The 16,442-nt window shown below is 65.7% G+C and carries 15 protein-coding genes; 9 read left to right on the top strand and 6 right to left on the bottom strand.

Going from position 1 to position 16,442, the window contains the following annotated elements:
• The first annotated feature begins 313 nt into the window (after positions 1 to 313).
• From EPB08_RS19400 to EPB08_RS19375, 6 genes are all read left to right on the top strand, one after another.
• A complete protein-coding gene (locus tag EPB08_RS19400; RefSeq protein WP_130620780.1) occupies positions 314 to 772 on the top strand; it encodes an SPFH domain-containing protein in 459 nt (152 codons plus the stop codon).
• Positions 773 to 936: 164 nt separating this feature from the next.
• The gene (gene rsmG / locus EPB08_RS19395; RefSeq protein ID WP_130620779.1) at positions 937 to 1,572 is read left to right on the top strand and encodes a 16S rRNA (guanine(527)-N(7))-methyltransferase RsmG; all 636 of its coding nucleotides are present in this window, start codon (positions 937 to 939) and stop codon (positions 1,570 to 1,572) included.
• Positions 1,573 to 1,611: 39 nt separating this feature from the next.
• Entirely contained in the window at positions 1,612 to 2,478 is an 867-nt protein-coding gene (locus EPB08_RS19390) for a ParA family protein (RefSeq protein ID WP_130620778.1), read from the top strand.
• Between the two features lie 2 nt (positions 2,479 to 2,480).
• The gene (locus EPB08_RS19385) at positions 2,481 to 3,353 is read left to right on the top strand and encodes a ParB/RepB/Spo0J family partition protein (RefSeq protein WP_205746412.1); all 873 of its coding nucleotides are present in this window, start codon (positions 2,481 to 2,483) and stop codon (positions 3,351 to 3,353) included.
• Positions 3,354 to 4,553: 1,200 nt separating this feature from the next.
• On the top strand, positions 4,554 to 5,270 hold the full coding sequence (locus EPB08_RS19380; RefSeq protein ID WP_130620777.1) for a glycosyltransferase: 717 nt from the start codon (positions 4,554 to 4,556) through the stop codon (positions 5,268 to 5,270).
• A 99-nt stretch (positions 5,271 to 5,369) separates the two neighbouring features.
• Positions 5,370 to 5,738, top strand: coding sequence for a DUF488 domain-containing protein (locus EPB08_RS19375; RefSeq protein ID WP_130620776.1), 369 nt, complete (start codon positions 5,370 to 5,372; stop codon positions 5,736 to 5,738).
• On the opposite strand, the gene EPB08_RS19370 is transcribed toward EPB08_RS19375, so the two are convergent.
• Both EPB08_RS19370 and EPB08_RS19365 read right to left on the bottom strand, forming a co-directional pair.
• Complete coding sequence (locus EPB08_RS19370; RefSeq protein ID WP_130620775.1) at positions 5,716 to 6,675, bottom strand: patatin-like phospholipase family protein; 960 nt, start codon at positions 6,673 to 6,675, stop codon at positions 5,716 to 5,718. The genes EPB08_RS19375 and EPB08_RS19370 overlap by 23 nt on opposite strands.
• Before the next feature lie 127 nt (positions 6,676 to 6,802).
• The gene (locus EPB08_RS19365) at positions 6,803 to 7,786 is read right to left on the bottom strand and encodes a helix-turn-helix transcriptional regulator (protein WP_130620774.1); all 984 of its coding nucleotides are present in this window, start codon (positions 7,784 to 7,786) and stop codon (positions 6,803 to 6,805) included.
• A 143-nt stretch (positions 7,787 to 7,929) separates the two neighbouring features.
• On the opposite strand from EPB08_RS19365, the gene EPB08_RS19360 reads away from it, so the two are divergent.
• A complete protein-coding gene (locus EPB08_RS19360; protein ID WP_130620773.1) occupies positions 7,930 to 8,832 on the top strand; it encodes a hypothetical protein in 903 nt (300 codons plus the stop codon).
• 112 nt (positions 8,833 to 8,944) lie between these two features.
• The gene (locus EPB08_RS19355; RefSeq protein ID WP_130620772.1) at positions 8,945 to 9,757 is read left to right on the top strand and encodes a DUF481 domain-containing protein; all 813 of its coding nucleotides are present in this window, start codon (positions 8,945 to 8,947) and stop codon (positions 9,755 to 9,757) included.
• 152 nt (positions 9,758 to 9,909) lie between these two features.
• On the opposite strand, the gene hemC is transcribed toward EPB08_RS19355, so the two are convergent.
• The 4 genes from hemC to EPB08_RS19335 form a co-directional block, all read right to left on the bottom strand.
• On the bottom strand, positions 9,910 to 10,827 hold the full coding sequence (gene hemC / locus EPB08_RS19350) for a hydroxymethylbilane synthase (RefSeq protein WP_130620771.1): 918 nt from the start codon (positions 10,825 to 10,827) through the stop codon (positions 9,910 to 9,912).
• A gap of 106 nt (positions 10,828 to 10,933) precedes the next feature.
• Positions 10,934 to 11,638, bottom strand: a complete 705-nt coding sequence (locus tag EPB08_RS19345; RefSeq protein WP_130620770.1) for a LytR/AlgR family response regulator transcription factor — start codon at positions 11,636 to 11,638, stop codon at positions 10,934 to 10,936.
• A complete protein-coding gene (locus EPB08_RS19340; RefSeq protein WP_130620769.1) occupies positions 11,619 to 12,692 on the bottom strand; it encodes a sensor histidine kinase in 1,074 nt (357 codons plus the stop codon). The genes EPB08_RS19345 and EPB08_RS19340 overlap by 20 nt, the downstream gene beginning before the upstream one ends.
• Before the next feature lie 45 nt (positions 12,693 to 12,737).
• Positions 12,738 to 13,403, bottom strand: coding sequence for an alpha/beta hydrolase (locus EPB08_RS19335; RefSeq protein ID WP_130620768.1), 666 nt, complete (start codon positions 13,401 to 13,403; stop codon positions 12,738 to 12,740).
• Positions 13,404 to 13,662: 259 nt separating this feature from the next.
• Here EPB08_RS19335 and EPB08_RS19330 point away from each other — a divergent pair, with 259 nt between their 5' ends.
• Positions 13,663 to 16,098 (top strand): S9 family peptidase, encoded by a 2,436-nt coding sequence (locus EPB08_RS19330; protein ID WP_130620767.1) that lies wholly within the window; start codon positions 13,663 to 13,665, stop codon positions 16,096 to 16,098.
• Positions 16,099 to 16,442 lie beyond the last annotated feature (344 nt).

The following is a 16,442-nucleotide window of genomic DNA, read 5'->3' as shown; positions in this document are numbered from 1 at the left end:
AGAAGCCACCCCTGCCAACGGAAGGGGTGGCTTTTTTGTGGGCGCGCTTAACATTCAAGCCGATTTTTCGCCGGCCGTTAACCTTTCGTAGGACGAAGTTGGTGAATAAATCACCACTTGGCCCGGTCGATGCATGCCCTTCTTGCCTGCCACTTGGTTCACAAAATCAGACACATACGCCAAAAGTGCAGTTGTTAGAAGGCCTTAGGTTGTCGTTAAATTGAGATTAATCTAAGGGGGCCCAATCGGCTGTACCATCAATCTACAGTCGATGCGGAAGATCCACACATAACTCGTTGTTTTCGCTAATGCCATGAATGCACTCATTACTCTCGTTGTCCTGGCCCTGATCGCGATGTTCGCCACCGCGATCAAGCGCGTACCGGCCGACCAGGTGCATAGCCTCTATCGGCGCGGCAAGCCCTACCGACTGCTCCAGCCCGGCGTCCACATGACGCTGCCCCTGGTCGACCACGTCGAGCACCACATCAACCTCAGCGGCCAGGTACTCCGTTTCCAGGAGCCGCTGCCGAACGCCCATGACGTGCGTGGCACGGTCTACTGGCAGGTGCTGGAGCCCGAGCGCGCCGATTCGGTCATCGAGCAGGCCGATCAGTTGATCCGTGGTGGCGCGTTGGCCGCGCTGCGCGAGGAGCCCGAGGCTTTCAGCGCTGATCGTCGCGACCTGGGTTCGCGCCTCAAGCAGGTGATGAACACCGCCCTGCGCGAGCGCGGCATGATGGTGACGCGCGTGGAACTGGAATTCGCCTGACCGGGCAGCAAGCCGGCAGGCCAAAAGGCGAGGTGGCCCACAAGATCGCCCGCCCAGGGGAGACCCTTTAGAACCCGCTTCGGCGGGTTTTTCTTTGCCCACGCTGGCGTCAGCGGCTGCGCGCCCGGATACTTGCGGCCCCGTTTCTCCAAGGTGTTCCCGCCATGACCGCCCGCCACGACCTGCAAACCCGGCTGGAACACGGCATCGCCGCGCTGGGCGTGCAGCTGCCGGCCGGCGCGGTTGAGCGGTTGCTCGACTACCAGGCCCTGCTCGCGCGCTGGAACGCCACCTACAATCTCACCGCCATTCGCGACCCGGCCGAGATGGTGAGCCGGCATCTGGTCGACTCGCTGGCGATCCTCCCCTACGTACAGGGCGCCACGCTGGCGGATCTCGGCACCGGCCCTGGCCTGCCCGGCATCCCCATCGCCATTGCCACACCGGAACGCCAGGTGTTGCTGGTCGACTCCAACGGCAAGAAGGTCCGCTTCCTGCGCGAGGCCATTCGTTCGCTGAAGCTGGAGAACGTGCGCGCGGTGCAGTCCCGCGTGGAAGAGGTGGAAGGCCAGTTCGATTGCATCACCGCCCGCGCCTTCGCGAGCCTCGACGACATGCTGACCTGGGGTGGTCATCTTTTGACCAAGGACGGCATATGGCTGGCCATGAAGGGCAGGCATCCCGAGGAGGAGCTGCCCGGCGTGCCGGAGGGCTTCGAGGTCCGCGCCATCCATGCGCTCGATGTGCCGGATGTCGGCGGTGAGCGGCATCTCGTCGTGCTCGGCCGGACAGGCTGCTAATCTAGCCCCCTTTTCCATCGTCCACGGTAACGACGACACATGGCTCGCATCATCGCTGTCGCCAACCAGAAGGGCGGCGTGGGCAAAACCACCACCGCCGTCAATCTCGCCGCTGCGCTGGCTGCCGCCAAGCGCAAGGTGCTGCTGGTCGATCTCGACCCGCAGGGCAACGCGACGATGGCGTCCGGTGTCGACAAGCGCGAAGCCAAGCCCAACGGCTGCGAAGTGCTGCTGGACGAAGCGCCGATCGACAAGGCGATCGTCCGCACCGAGGCGAACTATGACCTGCTGCCCGGCAACGGTGACCTCACCGCGGCCGAGCTGAAGCTGATGGACGCAATCGCGCGCGAGAGCCGGCTCAAGGAGCAGCTCGAAAAGATCGCCGACCGTTACGACACCATCCTGATCGACTGCCCGCCGTCGCTGCACCTGCTGACGCTCAACGCGCTGGCCGCCGCGAATGGCCTGCTGATCCCGGTGCAGTGCGAATACTTCGCGCTGGAAGGCCTTTCCAGCCTGCTCGACACGGTGAAGGCCGTGCGCCAGCGCCTCAATCCCGCGCTGGAAATCGAAGGCCTGCTGCGCACCATGTACGACGTGCGCAACAACCTCGGCAACGAAGTGTCGGCGCAGCTCACCCAGCATTTCGGCGACAAGGTGCTGCGCTCGATCATTCCGCGCAACGTGCGTCTCGCCGAAGCGCCCAGCCATGGGCAGCCGATCCACCTGTACGACCGCAGCTCACGCGGCGCCATCGCCTACATCGGCCTCGCCGGCGAAATGATCCGTCGCGAGCGCGGGTTGAACGCGGCCACGCAGGATGCCGCGAACGAGGTGGTGACGCCGATGCTGCACGACGACTCAGACGCGACGCTCGACGACATCGTCGACATCCATCAGGAGTAAGCATGTCCGCTGCGAAAAAACGGGGCCTGGGACGCGGGCTCGATGTGCTGCTGGGCGGCAACGACGAACCCGGCAAGCCCTCGGTGCTCGAGCAGGAAGGCGAGCTGCGCACGCTGCCGATCCAGCAGATCCAGCCCGGCAAGTACCAGCCGCGCCGCCACTGGAACGACGAGGCGCTGGACGAACTGGCCGCCTCCATCCGCGCGCAGGGCCTGATCCAGCCGGTGGTGGTCCGCGCCATCGGCAACAACATGTTCGAGCTGATCGCCGGCGAACGCCGCTGGCGCGCCGCCCAGCGCGCGCAGCTGCACGAGCTTCCGGTGCTGGTGAAGGACGTGCCGGAAGTGGCCGTGCCGGCCATGGCGCTGATCGAGAACATCCAGCGCCAGGACCTCACTCCGCTGGAAGAAGCCGACGCGCTGAAGCGCCTCATTGACGACTTCGACCTCACGCACCAGCAGGCTGCCGATGCGGTGGGCCGCTCGCGCGCTTCCGTGTCCAACATGCTGCGCCTCACCGAACTACCGGTGTCGATCAAGCGCCTGCTCGACGAGGGCAAGCTGGAGATGGGCCACGCGCGCTGCCTGATTACGCTGCCGGAGAGCATGGCCGAAGGCCTTGCCCTGGAAGCCTCCCGTCGCGGCTGGAGCGTGCGCGAGCTGGAAGAAGCTGCTCGTCGCGCGCAGACCGCGCCCAAGGGCAAAGCCAAGAACGCTCCCGCTCGCGATCCGAACGTCGATGCGCTGGAACGCGAACTGGCCGAGCGCTTTGCTACCCGCGTGGAAGTGGCACATGGCCGCGGCGGCAAGGGCAAGCTGGTGATCCACTATCACAGCAACGACGAGCTGGATGGAATCCTGGGGAAGATTCGCTGAGGGATGGCTGGCGCGGTGGCTGGCTTGGCTGCGCCTCGGGGTCCTTTTTGGCGGATGGGTAGATGGGGGCTCGCGACGTGGTCGCGGGCCCTTTCTTTTTGGCGGTCTTCTGTAGGAGCGCACCCAGTGCGCGATCGCCTTTCGCCTCGGTCTTCATGCTCGTCATTCCTGCGAAGGCAGGACAAGCGCGTAGCGCGCAGAACGCCCGTAGGGCGGCCCCGAAGGGGCGAGCGTAGCGAGTCATCCCGTGACTTTGGCCTTTGGTAGCTTCGTTATGGCCAGGGTGCCGCTTACGCAGCGGGCGTTTCGATCTCCTGCCGGAGCTCGAGTCACTTTTCTTTTGCTGGTCCAAAAGAAAAGTAACCCAAAGAAAATGACCTGAAGAGCTGGTAGCGATATGTAGGGAAAAGCTTTGGAAGGTTGCGGAGCCCTGATTGCGACGGCCTCCGCCGCTGGCGAGCGGCTACACCGCGACGCGTCGTGGCGGTGAGGACTTAAAGCGGGCTTTGGTGCCTTTGAGTGCTCTTGCGAGATTGTCCCCTCACCCCAGCCCTCTCCCCGGAGGGGAGAGGGAGAAGTGGGGTGGTTCGCGGAGTGCATTTGTCGTGCGCCAGTCCTGCCTTAAGTCCTCAGCGCATGGGCGTGTTGCGGTGTAGCCGCACCCTTGGAGGTAGCACGCCTCTGATTCGGCTTGCCACAGTCCTCCGGCGCTTCTATCCCTCGTACCGCTATGAGCCCTGGCTCTGAAGGCCATTTTCTTTGGGTTACTTTTCTTTGACTCCGGGCATCCTGCCCTCCGCCCTTCGGGCCGGCTTCGCCGTTAGCACGCGCTCTTGCGCGTGCGTGGGCCAGCAAAAGAAAAGTGACTCGAGCGTCCCACGGGACTAGCTTCGCGTCGCCGGCAGGGGATCGAAACGCCCGCCGCGTCCCACAGGGACTAGCTTTGCGTCGTAAGCGGCACCCTGGCGATAGCATGGCTACCGAAGGCCGAGTGACAACAAGAACTGATGACCGACGCCAAAGGCGGTCGCGCACAGGGTGCGCTCCCACAATGAGCGCCGAGCCTCAACAGCCTGGCCAGGTAGCCAGTGCGGTGGGATGCGTACCCCTCAGTCCACCCCACACCTGACGCCAAGCCTTCCACCCACTAGAATGGCGCCCTGGCGCCAAGCGCCCCCTGCTTCAGACAAGGCTTTCCCCATGCCCCAACTGTCCGTCGTCGTGCCGGTATTCAACGAGCGCGACAACATTCCGCCGCTGCTCGCCGAAATCGCCGCTGCCCTGCGTGGCAAGGTCGACTTCGAGGTCGTGTACGTGGACGACGACTCCAGCGACGACAGCGTGGCGGTGCTTGCCGGTCAGAAGCCGAATTACCCGGAGCTGCGCATCGTGCGGCACCTGACCCGCAGCGGGCAGAGCACGGCGGTGTGGAATGGCGTGCGCGCGGCGCGTTCGCCGTGGATCGCCACGCTGGACGGTGATGGCCAGAACGATCCGGCCGACATCCCCAAGCTGCTTGCCGAGCGTGACAAGGCCCAGGCCAACGTGCGCCTGTTCGCCGGCTGGCGTACCACGCGTCGCGACAGCTTCAACAAGCGCATCTCGTCCAAGATCGCCAACGCGGTGCGTTCGCGCATGCTCAAGGATTCCACGCCGGATACCGGCTGCGGCCTGAAGCTGTTCGATCGCGACGTGTTCATGCGCCTGCCCTACTTCGACCACATGCACCGCTATCTGCCTGCGCTGGTGAAGCGCGCGGGCTTCCAGAGCACCAGCGTGCCGGTCGGGCATCGTCCGCGCACGGCGGGCACGTCCAAGTACGGCATGCTCGATCGCCTGTGGGTCGGCATCGCGGATCTGCGCGGCGTGGCGTGGCTGATGCGTCGTGGCAAGGTCACCCAGGTCGAAGAACTCTAAGACAACGTTCATCTCGCCCGATGCGGGCGGGTAACGAGCCGTCAACGCGTTTTTCATCGGCGTATGCTGATGATCCTTGCTTTGGCAGGCCGCCCGCCCATGAGCATTGTCGTCAAGCGCGTCTATGAACCCGCCGCCAAGAGCGACGGTTATCGGGTGTTGGTCGATCGCCTGTGGCCGCGGGGACTCAAGAAGGAAGACGCGGCCCTGGACGAATGGCCCAAGGAGCTGGCGCCTTCGCAATCACTGCGCAAATGGTTCGGCCATGATCCTGCACGCTGGGAGGGATTCCGGCATCGCTACGCGACCGAACTCGACGATGCCGCGGAATACTGGCAACCGCTGGCCAGCAAGGCGTCGCGGCGCCGCATCACGCTGCTGTTTGGCGCACGCGACGAAGACCACAACAACGCCGTCGCGCTGAAGAGTTACCTCGACGCCTGGCTCAAGGCACACGGGCCCCATTGATGCGATGGTTCGGCTGCCAGCCTTCCAGCGCTGTCCTGGCCTGCTGGCGACCCATCTCGATCAGTTCGCGTGCGCGGTAGAACTCGTAGACGCTCGCGACGTTGCGCGGCAGCCGGATCAACAGGTCCGGCTCGTAGGCCGCCAGGCGAAGGCGTGACAGGTTGGCCTGCATCAGGTCCATCGACTGCGTGAGCAGTTCGAGCATGCCGGGTTCGCGTGGCTTGTCGACGCCTTGCGGCATCAGCTTGCTGATGAAATCACCGATGCGCGAGCGATAACTGTCCGGATCCTCGGTGGGTGTGGCCGGCACTTCTTCGGGCGTGCTCAGGTCCGGTGGCCCATCCACGCTGACGGCGAACAGGTAATCGGCGGCCTCGCGGATCAGCGGCGTCACCGGTACCGGATTGAGCAGGCCGCCGTCGATCAGGCGGCGATCCGAGAGCACGTAAGGGCGGAACACCGTGGGAATGGCGATGGACGCGCGGATGGCGTCGAACAGCGGGCCGCGGGTGAGCCACACCTCGCGTTCGCGATCGAGATCGGTGGCAACCGCGGTGAAGGCGAGCGGCAGGTCTTCGATGCGCGCATCGCCGATGAGCTCGCGCAGGGTCTCGATGATCCGCTCGCCCTTGATCAGGCCACCGCCGGAAAAGGTCCAGTCGACCAGCTTGAGCACGTCCATCTTGGCCAGCGCCGAGACCCATTCGCGATAGATGTCGAGCTTGCCCATCGCATAGATGCCGCCGATCAGCGCACCCATCGAGGTGCCGGCGATGGCGACGATGTCGTAGCCCTGCGCAACGATTTCCTCGATGGCGCCGATATGCGCCAGGCCTTTCGCACCACCGGAACCAAGTGCCAGCGCGACGGTCGGTTTTCGGATGGCAAGCGTATCGGTGGGAAGGGCTGAGGATTCGGCGATGTCGGTGGGCTTCATGAAACGCACGGCGGGGCGACGGACGATGGCGCTAGCCTCGCCCTGGCGTGTCGTAATGGCAAGAGGCGACGCCGGGGCACGCCATCGTCCTGGCGTGCGTGACCTCAAGTGCCGAAGAAGCAGGCGCTCAGCGCGGCGCCTGCTGGTAGCCGCCCAGAGCGAGCTGCAGCTGGATCTTCATTTCTTCGCGCAGCGACAGCGGCGCGACGACCTCTGCATCCGGACCATACTTGAGCACGTCCATCAGCAGTTCCTTGGAGTTGGAATAGGGCACCTGCAGCTCGTAGCGACCGTCGGTCAACCATTCGCCCTTCTGCTGCGAATGCCAGTGCTCGTCAGCCACCCAGCGTGCGGCGTGCTGCGAGAAGCGGATGGTGGCCCAGGCCTTGGGTGCGCCGGCGAAAATGCCGTAGCTGGAGGCCAGCGCGCCGTTGAGTTCCTGCTCGGGCACGTCGCGCGCGGCGTCTTCCAGCGCCTGCGGCTCGGCGATGCGATCCACCGCGAAACTGCGCAGCGCCTCGCGGTCGTGGTCCCATACATCGAGGTACCAGTTGTCGCGATAGTGGGTCAGGCGTTGCGGCGACACGCGGCGATGGCTGTCGGCGTTGGTGGTGCGCGCGCGATAGCGGAAACGCAGCTGCTTCCGCTCGAGCACCGCGCCGGCGACGATGCGGAACACCTGCTGGTCCAGCTTGCGTTCGCCCCACGCGATGACGCGGATGCGTTCGATTGGCAAGGCCTTGCCGCTGCCCTGGTCGGACAACAGGTGTTCAATGCGCGCCTTGAATGGCGCGAGCGCACCCGCAAGTACACCCGGACCACTGCGGCCGATCAGCTCGTTCAGCGCGAGCAGCGCGGCGAGTTCGTCGGAGGTCAACCACAAGCCCGGCAGTTCGAAGCGCTCGCCCTCGCCCACCGCATAGCGGAACGCGGCATGTTCGCCGCCCGCGCTTTCGATGGGGGCGCCGAGTGCGTCGCGCAGGAAGGCCACGTCGCGATACAGCGTCGCGCGCGAGCATTCCAGCTCGTCCATCAGGCGCGGCAGGGGCACCGGATAGTGCGCCGATTTCAGCAACCGGTGCAGGGTGAGAATGCGCTCGTAACGATCCATGAAATGATTTTCGCCGGCTGTCTCCGCGTAGCATGCGCACCGTTGGCAGTCGCCGCAAGTACATCGGATGGTGGAAGTGGATGGCATCACGCCGTGGTGATGCATCCATGATCCGCCCTTCACGCACAAAAGACACAAAACTCATGAAGCAGCGCCGCGCGACCAAGCAGCACGCCGTCTTCGACTCGGACGAAGGCTCTCCACTCGTCCAACGCCGTCGGCTGGGAAGCACCTTGCTGGTGGTATCCGGCCACGACGGTTTCGGCCTGTGGATGCTGGCCGGACTCGCGCTGGCGGTCGGCGTATTTCCCGATGGCCGTGGCGATGCGCTGGTGGCGCTGGCACTTGGTGGCGCGCTGGCGATCGCGGGCCTGGTCGCCGCCTGCCTGCATTCGCCGTGGATGCCCAGCTGGCATGGCTGGATCATTGGACGCGGCTCACGGCCCACCCGTGATGCGTTGATCGCCCTCGCGACCCTGCTGCCGGTGATGGCCGTGGCCGGTCTGGTTCGCGGCGACAACGCGTTCTGGGCCACGCGACTGACCGGCGCGGCGCTCGCGCTGAGCAGCCTGGTCAGCATCATCATCACGGCCCGCGGCGACGCGCGGCGGCAGGCGCCCGGCCTCGACGAGCGTCTGGCCACGCAGTTGCCGCTCAGCCGCGTGGTATCGGCCACGTATGGCGGTGGCCTGTGGCTGTGGTCATGTGTCGCAGCACAGGAGGGCGAAGACGCCATCCGCCATCCCATGCCCTGGATCATCGGCCTGCTGCTGCTGGCGCTGCTGCGTGGCCTGATCGAAAACCTGCGCTGGCAGGCCGTATTGCCTCACATGCCGGGGCCCAGGACGCGCTTCGAACTGCAGCCGCGGCGCTATCTGGCGGCCCTGATGGCGTACGCCATTCCCTGCCTGGGACTGGTGCTGGCCAGCTTCGGCCGGGGGGTGATGCCGATCACCCTGCTGGCCGCGGTGAGCTGCATGATCGGTATGGCGACCGAGCTTAGTTTGTATGATGGGGCCCTGGCGGCACTCCCTGACAGCCGCTGATTGGCTCCGTGGCGCCATTTCCGCCCCGCGTGAGGCGCCCGATTCACTGGCAGTTCAATCCGCTCCGCTAAGGTGGCGGCTGCCTTATTTTAACGAAAATGGAACGAATACCATGAAGAACACCCTGATGGCGGGCGCTTTGCTCGCGGCGCTGGTGAGTTTTGGCGCGCAGGCTGATGATGCGCCGGCCACCAACCCCGCCGACAACGGCGGCTGGACCGGCTCAGGCGAATTCGGCTTCGCGTCCTCCTACGGCAACTCCCGTTCCGAGAACGCCAACGCCAAGCTTGGCCTCAGCCAGGAAAACGACCTCTGGAAGAACAACTTCTTCCTCAACGGCCTGCGCTCCAAGGGCGATGTCGAAGTGCAGGACCAGCAAGGCAACACGATCGATCGCCTCACCACCACTGCCAATCGTTACGACGCGGGCGCTTCGGTGGGCTACAAGCTCGATCCGCGCAGCTACATCGTGACCGCGGCGCGTTACGAGCATGACGACTTCGGCGCCAACCTGTGGCAGGGCATCGTCTCGGTGGGCTACGGCTACATCGCGCTGAAGACGGAAAGCACCGAGCTGTCGTTCGAAGCCGGCCCCGGTTACAAGCAGTACCGTCCGGCCGATATCGATGAGACGGTGAACGGCGAAACCGTGAAGGTGAAGCAGGATTCGCAGAGCGAAGTGGTCGGCCGCGGACTGATCAACTACAAGTACCGCCTCACCACCAACACCGCGCTCGAAGACACGCTGCTGCTCGAAGCGGGTTCGAAGAACAAGTACTACCAGAACGACATCGGCCTGTCGGTCAGCATGACGCGCAAGATGGCGCTCAAGCTTGGCTACCAGGTGCGCTACAACAGCGACGTGCAGCCGGGCACGGACAACACCGATACGTTGCTGACCACGAATCTGGTCTACAACTTCTAAGCGTCATGCGACGGCCGTGCTGTGGGAGCGCACCCTGTGCGCGACCGCAGCGCAGTGGCGTGATCGTTTCAGCCGGCTGTCGCGATCACGTATTCCGCGCACGGGTTTTGTGGGCTCGTCGCGCACAGGGTGCGCTCCCACAACAAAGGTGGTTACGGCCCCAGCAATGCGCCGGCGCCTTGCTCGAACAAGGCCTCGGCCACGCGCTTGCCCAGCGCCTCGGCCTGGTCGCCTTCCGCCTGGGCTTCGGCCAGCAGCAGTCGTCCGCTGCTCACGTCACCCACCATGCCGCGCAGGTGCAAGCCGCGTTCGGTGAGGGTGCACCAGGCACCCACCGGCACCGTGCAGCTGCCGCCCAGGGCGTGGTTCATCGCGCGCTCGGCCGTCACGGCCAGCCGCGTCTGCGCATCGTCCAGCGCGGACAGCAGTTCGAGCACGGCCGGCTGGTCGCTGCGCGCCTCGATGGCGATGGCCGCCTGACCCGGTGCCGGCAGCCAGTCCGGCGCGGTGAGGCGACTGCGGATGCGCGAGGACAGTCCGAGTCGTTCCAGGCCCGCGCAGGCGAGCAGGATCGCGTCGTAGTGGCCGGCGTCCAGCTTGGACAGGCGCGTGCCCACGTTGCCGCGCAGATCGAGCAGGGTCAGGTCGGGCCGGGTGGCACGCAGCTGCGCCTGGCGGCGCAGCGAGGACGTGCCCACGCGGGCGCCCAGCGGCAGCGCGGCGAGATCCGCGTAGTCGTTGCTGACGAAGGCGTCGGCCGCATCCGCGCGCGGCAGGATCGCGGGCAGGGTAAAGCCCGGTTCCAGTTCGGCCGGCACGTCCTTCAGCGAATGCACCGCCAGATCGGCGCGTCCTTCCAGCATCGCCACTTCCAGTTCCTTGAGGAACAGGCCCTTGCCGCCGATGGTGGCCAGCGGCTTGTCCAGGATCTCGTCACCCCGCGTGGACATCGGCACCAGCTCGACCACCAGGCCGGGATGGGTCGCGCGCAATTCGGCGGCAACGTGCTCGGCCTGCCACAGGGCGAGCGCGCTCTTGCGGGTGGCGATGCGCAGGATGGATGGCGTCATGGGGCTCTCGGTGGAGGCGGCGCACGATGCGTCGTCGGGGATCGACATTGTCGCGTAATCAGGCCGCCAACGCAGTGCCCGTGCGCGTCGCACGAGGTCGCACGTGCTACCCCATGCGCAACAGCTTGCGCAGCGCAGGCAGGTTGCGGCGGCTCACCTCGGGCGTGAATTCGGTGCCGCTGAGGCGGGCCAGGACACGGCCGTCGGCGAGTGTCTTGAGCCCGACCAGCCGCTGTGACGGCACCAGGCAATTGCGGTGCAGGCGGATCAGCTGGTCCGGGTAGGCCTCTTCCAGCTGCCGCAGCGACTCCTCCAGCAACAGCTGCCCGCCGCGGTGTTGCACCACCACGTACTTTTCCTCGGCCAGCAGGCTGATCACGTCGTTGAGCGCCACCCTCACCTGCTCGCCACGCAGTCGACCGTGCAGGTAACTCACCGTTTCGCGCGGCAGCTGCTGCAGGCGCTGGCTGGCGCGTTGCAGGGCTTCGTTGAGCCGCTCCAGGCGCACGGGCTTGAGCAGGTAGTCGACCGCGCCAAGATCGAACGCGTGCAGCGCATGGTTCTCATAGGCCGTGCAGAACACCACCAGCGGGCGCTTGCGACCGGCCAGGCGCTGCGCGAGCGCCGTGCCGGTGAGGCCGGGCATGTTGATGTCCAGCAGCAGAACGTCGGGTTGCAGGTCGCCGAGCGCGGCCATCGCCGTGTCGCCGTCACTGACGCTGCCAACGACTTCGACGTCGTTGCATTCGCCAAGCAGCGAGGCGAGGCGCGCGCGTGCCAGCGGTTCGTCGTCAACGATCAGTACGCGCATGGAAACCTGCTTGTCCGGGAAGTTGCAGCCGCACCACGAAGCGATCGCCGACCGGGCCGACCGTGACGCGCCCGCGTGCGCCGTAACGATAGGCTACGCGCTGGCGCACGTTGTCCAGCCCGTGGCCGTGGCCGCCCGGCGTGGGTACGCCGGACAGTGGATTGTCGATCTCGATCAGGATGCCCTCGCCTTCGCGGTGCCCGCGCAGGATGATCTCGCCCCCCTCGCGCAGCGGCTGGATGCCGTGGCGCACCGCGTTCTCCACCAGCGGTTGCAGCAGCAGGCGCGGCAACGGGTAGTCCGCCGGCAGGTCGTGCAGCTCGCGGCGTATGCGCAGGCGTTCGCCCAGGCGCAGTTGTTCGATGTCGAGGTAGCGTTCGACCAGGCCCAGTTCGTCGCCCAGCGTGCCGTCGCGCGTGCTGTGTTCGCCCAGGGCTGCGCGGAAGAGCTCGGAAAGATCTTCCACCGTGCGCTCCGCCGCTGCGGGGTCGACGCGCACGAGGGCCGCCACGGTATTCATGCTGTTGAACAGGAAGTGCGGACGGATGCGTGCCTGCAGCGCCGCGACCTGTGCCTGCGTCACGGCTTCCAGGCGGGTCTGCCATTGCGCCTGCAGGTAGAAGTAGCGCAGCATCGCCGCGCCGAGCAGCGCGGCGATCGCGGTGTTGTTGAGCACGAAGTCGCCGGTGGTGTCCGTGAGCAACTGCATCTGCATCGCCCCGTCCATCCAGTGCACCACGACGCTGCCGGCGCCGACGATCAGCACCATCACCAGCCACACGCCGGCATAGGGTCCGTGGCCGGGCAGCCGTTGCAGCCAGGGGCTGAGCTTGCACAGCGCGACGCCGATCACCAGGGCCAGCCATTCGGCGAACAGCGTGCCGACGCTGTAGCCGCGCCAGCCATGGCTGTTGTTGGGCGCCAGCCACATCACGGTGACGGTGACCGCGGCCACCACCAGCAGCGCAAAGATCACCGGCGCGCTGCAGAAATCAGGCAGCGGGTGGGGACCCTTGCGGATGGGCGCGTGCGGATCGTCGTTGGACTCCCTCATGCGGCGGAGTATGCCGCATGCGTGTGGGTGCATCTGCGATCCGGCTCAGTCCGCCAGACGAGCGCTCATCCAGTTGCGCAGGTCAGTCACTTCCTCGGCGCATACCGAATGCGGCATCGGGTAGGTGTGCCAGGACACCTGGTAGCCCAGCGACTGCAACAGGTCGCGCGAGCCGACGCCGCGGGTGAGCGGCACGATCGGATCCCCGGTGCCATGGCCCCAGAAGATCGGCGCCACGGCGTTGGCTGCGGTGCGCTCTTCCGCAAACGAACCCTGCATGGGCAGGTAGGTGGACAGCGCGATGATGCCGGCCAGCCGGTCGGCATGGCGCAGGCCCGCGGCAAGCGCGATGGCGCCGCCCTGCGAGAAGCCGGCGAGCAGGATGCGGCTGGTGGGCACGCCGCGCTCGTTCTCGCGAGCGATCAGGGTTTCGACGCTGGCGATGGACGCGCGCATGCCGGTTTCGTCCTGGCGCGATACCAGGTCCACGCCGACGATGTCGTACCACGCGCGCATCGGCATGCCGCCGTTGACCGTGACCGGACGCACCGGCGCATGCGGAAACACGAAGCGCAGCGCAGGCCAGTTCGGGTCGACCAGTTCCGGCACGATGGGGGCGAAGTCGTTGCCGTCCGCGCCCAGGCCATGCAGCCAGATCACGCTATGCGTCGGGTTGGCGGAGGTTTCGATCTCGACGGTGGGAAGGGACATGGGGATCTGCCGGGGGAAGGGGGATCTTTACAGCCTGCCAGGCGGCACGCCACGAAACTCACTCAACGCGCCACCTGCACTTCAGCCGACAGGGAACCTGTTCAAGGTGAGGCCGCGCGGTGCTGTGGGGGAAGCAACCGGGCGGCAAGGCTAGCCAACAAGACTAGCTGCCTAGGTGGCTACTTTGAACCCATACCAACGGCGCTTGCCAGCCTCGCGCGTGCCGCTATGCTCCGCCCTTTTGACTGTGGAGCCTTCCATGCGCCAAATGCTGTTCGCTGGCCTTGCCGCCCTCGCCGCGTTGCCCGCGGCTGCCATGTCGCCACCTGCGCCAGGCGGACAGCTGGACCTGGAAACCGTCATGGCCAATCCGGACTGGATCGGTGCCGCGGTGGAGTCGCCCTACTGGAGCGCGGACGGCCGCAGCCTGTACTACGCACTCAAGCGCGATGGCAGCAAGGTGCGTGACCTGTATCGCGTCGATCCCGCCAGCGGGCAGAGCGTGAAGCTGGAACCGGCCGCGATGGCGCAGGCGGAAGGCCCGGCGGTGTTCGACCGCTCTCATCGCCATGCCGCCTATATCTTCCACGGCGACGTCTTCATGCTGGACCTCACCAGCGGCCGTCGCGTCCAGGTGACGCAGACGACGGAGGCGGAGTCCTCGCCGCGCTTCTCCAGCGACGGCCGCACGCTGCAGTACCGCCAGGGCATCAGCTGGTTCACCTATGACCTGGCCAGCGGCGTGACCGCGCCGGCCGCCGTGCTGCGCTTCATCGACGACCCGCAGGCCAAGGAGCCGGATGGCCTGGGCCGCGAACAGCTGTCGCTGTTCAAGTCGCTGCGCGAGAACAAGTCGGACAAGGACGCCCAGCGCTCCCGTGACGACGAACTGATCGCCGCCGATGCTGGCCGCGCACCCAAGCCGATCTACCTCGGCGAAGGCGGCGAGCCGGCCGATACCGAGCTTTCGCCCGATGGCCGCTGGATGGTGGTCGTCACCAAGCCCAAGGGTGCCAAGGGCGGCAAGCGCCCCGAGGTTACCCACTATGTCACCGAGTCCGGCTATGCCGAGCAGCAGGAAACGCGCACCTACGTGGGCCGCGACGATCCCGCGCCGCAGTCGCTGGTGCTGGTGGACCTCAAGTCCGCGAAGTTCTATCCGCTGAAGACCGACGGCCTGCCCGGCATCAAGGACGACCCGCTCAAGGACATTCGCGCCAAGACCATCGCGGCCCTGCAGAAGGACGGCAAGAGCGACGAAGCCAAGGCGCTGAAGGCGCCGGACCTGCGTGCCGTGCGCATCGTTTCCAACGCCGAGGACGGCGGTGGCGGCGGCATCGCATGGAGCGACGACGGCCAGAACGTCGCCATCCAGCTGCGCGCCATCGACAACAAGGACCGCTGGATCGCCAGCGTCGACTTCGACAAGCACGCGCTGGTGCCGCAGCACCGCCTCACCGACAACGCGTGGATCAACTGGAACTTCAACGATTTCGGCTGGCTCAAGGACGGCCGCACGCTGTGGTATCTCAGCGAAGAAACCGGCTACTCGCAGCTCTACACCAAGTCGCTCGCCAGCAAGGCAAAGGCGCTGACCAGCGGCAAGTTTGAGGTGAGCCATCCGGTGCTCAGCGAGGACGGCCAGTGGTTCTACCTGCGCACCAACCAGGTCGCGCCGTACAGCTATGACGTCTACCGCGTGCCGACCAATGGTGGCGCACTGACCCGCCTCACGCAGTACCAGGGCATGGACGATTTCGCGCTGTCGCCGGATGGTCGCCAGCTTGCCGTGCTGCATTCCTCGCCCTACGTGCTGGCGCAGCTGGCCGTGCAGGATGCCGCCGGTGGCGCGCCGCGCGAACTCACCAACACCATGAAGCCGGAGTACACCGCGCACCAGTGGCTGCAGCCGCAGATCGTGCCGGTGCCCTCCTCGCATGGCGCGGGCACGATCTGGTCGAAGTACTACGGCCCGGCCGATGCCGGTGCAGCCGCATCGCGTCCGGCGGTGATCTTCGTGCATGGCGCGGGCTACCTGCAGAACGTCACGCTGTCGTACTCCAACTACTTCCGTGAGCAGATGTTCCACAACCTGCTGGTGCAGCAGGGTTATGTAGTGCTGGACATGGATTACCGCGCCTCCGATGGCTACGGCCGCGACTGGCGCACTGCGATCTATCGCCAGATGGGTCATCCGGAACTGGAAGACCTGCTCGACGGCAAGGCGTGGCTGGTGAAGAACCGCGGCGTCGATCCGAAGCGCGTGGGCATTTATGGCGGCAGCTACGGCGGCTTCATGACGCTGATCGCGCTGCTGCGCGCGCCGGGTGAGTTTGCTGCCGGTTCCGCGTTGCGTCCGGTCACCGACTGGACCAGCTACAACCACGAATACACCTCCAACATCCTCAACGATCCCCAGCTGGATCCGGAGGCCTACGCGACCAGCTCGCCGATCATGTACGCCGACAAGCTGCAGGATCCGCTGCTGATGCAGCACGGCCTGATCGACGACAACGTGCTGACCAGCGACACCATTCGCCTGTACCAGCGCTTCATCGAGCTGCACAAGAGCAATTTCTGGATGTCGCTGTATCCGATGGAGCGCCATGGCTTTGTCCATCCGGATTCGTGGTACGACGAGTACCGTCGTATTGATGAGTTGTTCAATACGTATGTGAAGCCGGTGAAGCAGTAAGCGGTGCTGGCTTTCTGATCTGCTCTCTTCTTGGGCAGTAGATGGGCGAGGGCTCGCGACATGTTCGCGGGCCCTTTCTTTTTCTCTCTCGCTTTTTTGTAGGAGCGCACCCTGTGCGCGACCGCTTTTCGCCTCGGTTCGCACCGTCATTCCCGCGAAAGCGGGAATCCAGTGACTCTGCTCTCGGCTTCCGCATGTAACGTCCCCGGAAGACTGCTCGCCTGCCGCGGGCTTCCGGACCGCTGCCGCGGCCCGGGTCACTTTCTCTTGCTTGCCCAAGAGAAAGTAACCAAAGAGAACGGCACCCCGCGTGGCGCTGGCCGGGCCTACGGCCCAGCCAGTCC

The sequence above is a fragment of the Dyella amyloliquefaciens genome, from assembly GCF_004296575.1.
In the GTDB taxonomy this organism is placed as follows: domain Bacteria; phylum Pseudomonadota; class Gammaproteobacteria; order Xanthomonadales; family Rhodanobacteraceae; genus Dyella; species Dyella amyloliquefaciens.
Note: the sequence above shows the minus strand (reverse complement) of the source record. Positions and strands in the feature narration are given on the sequence as shown.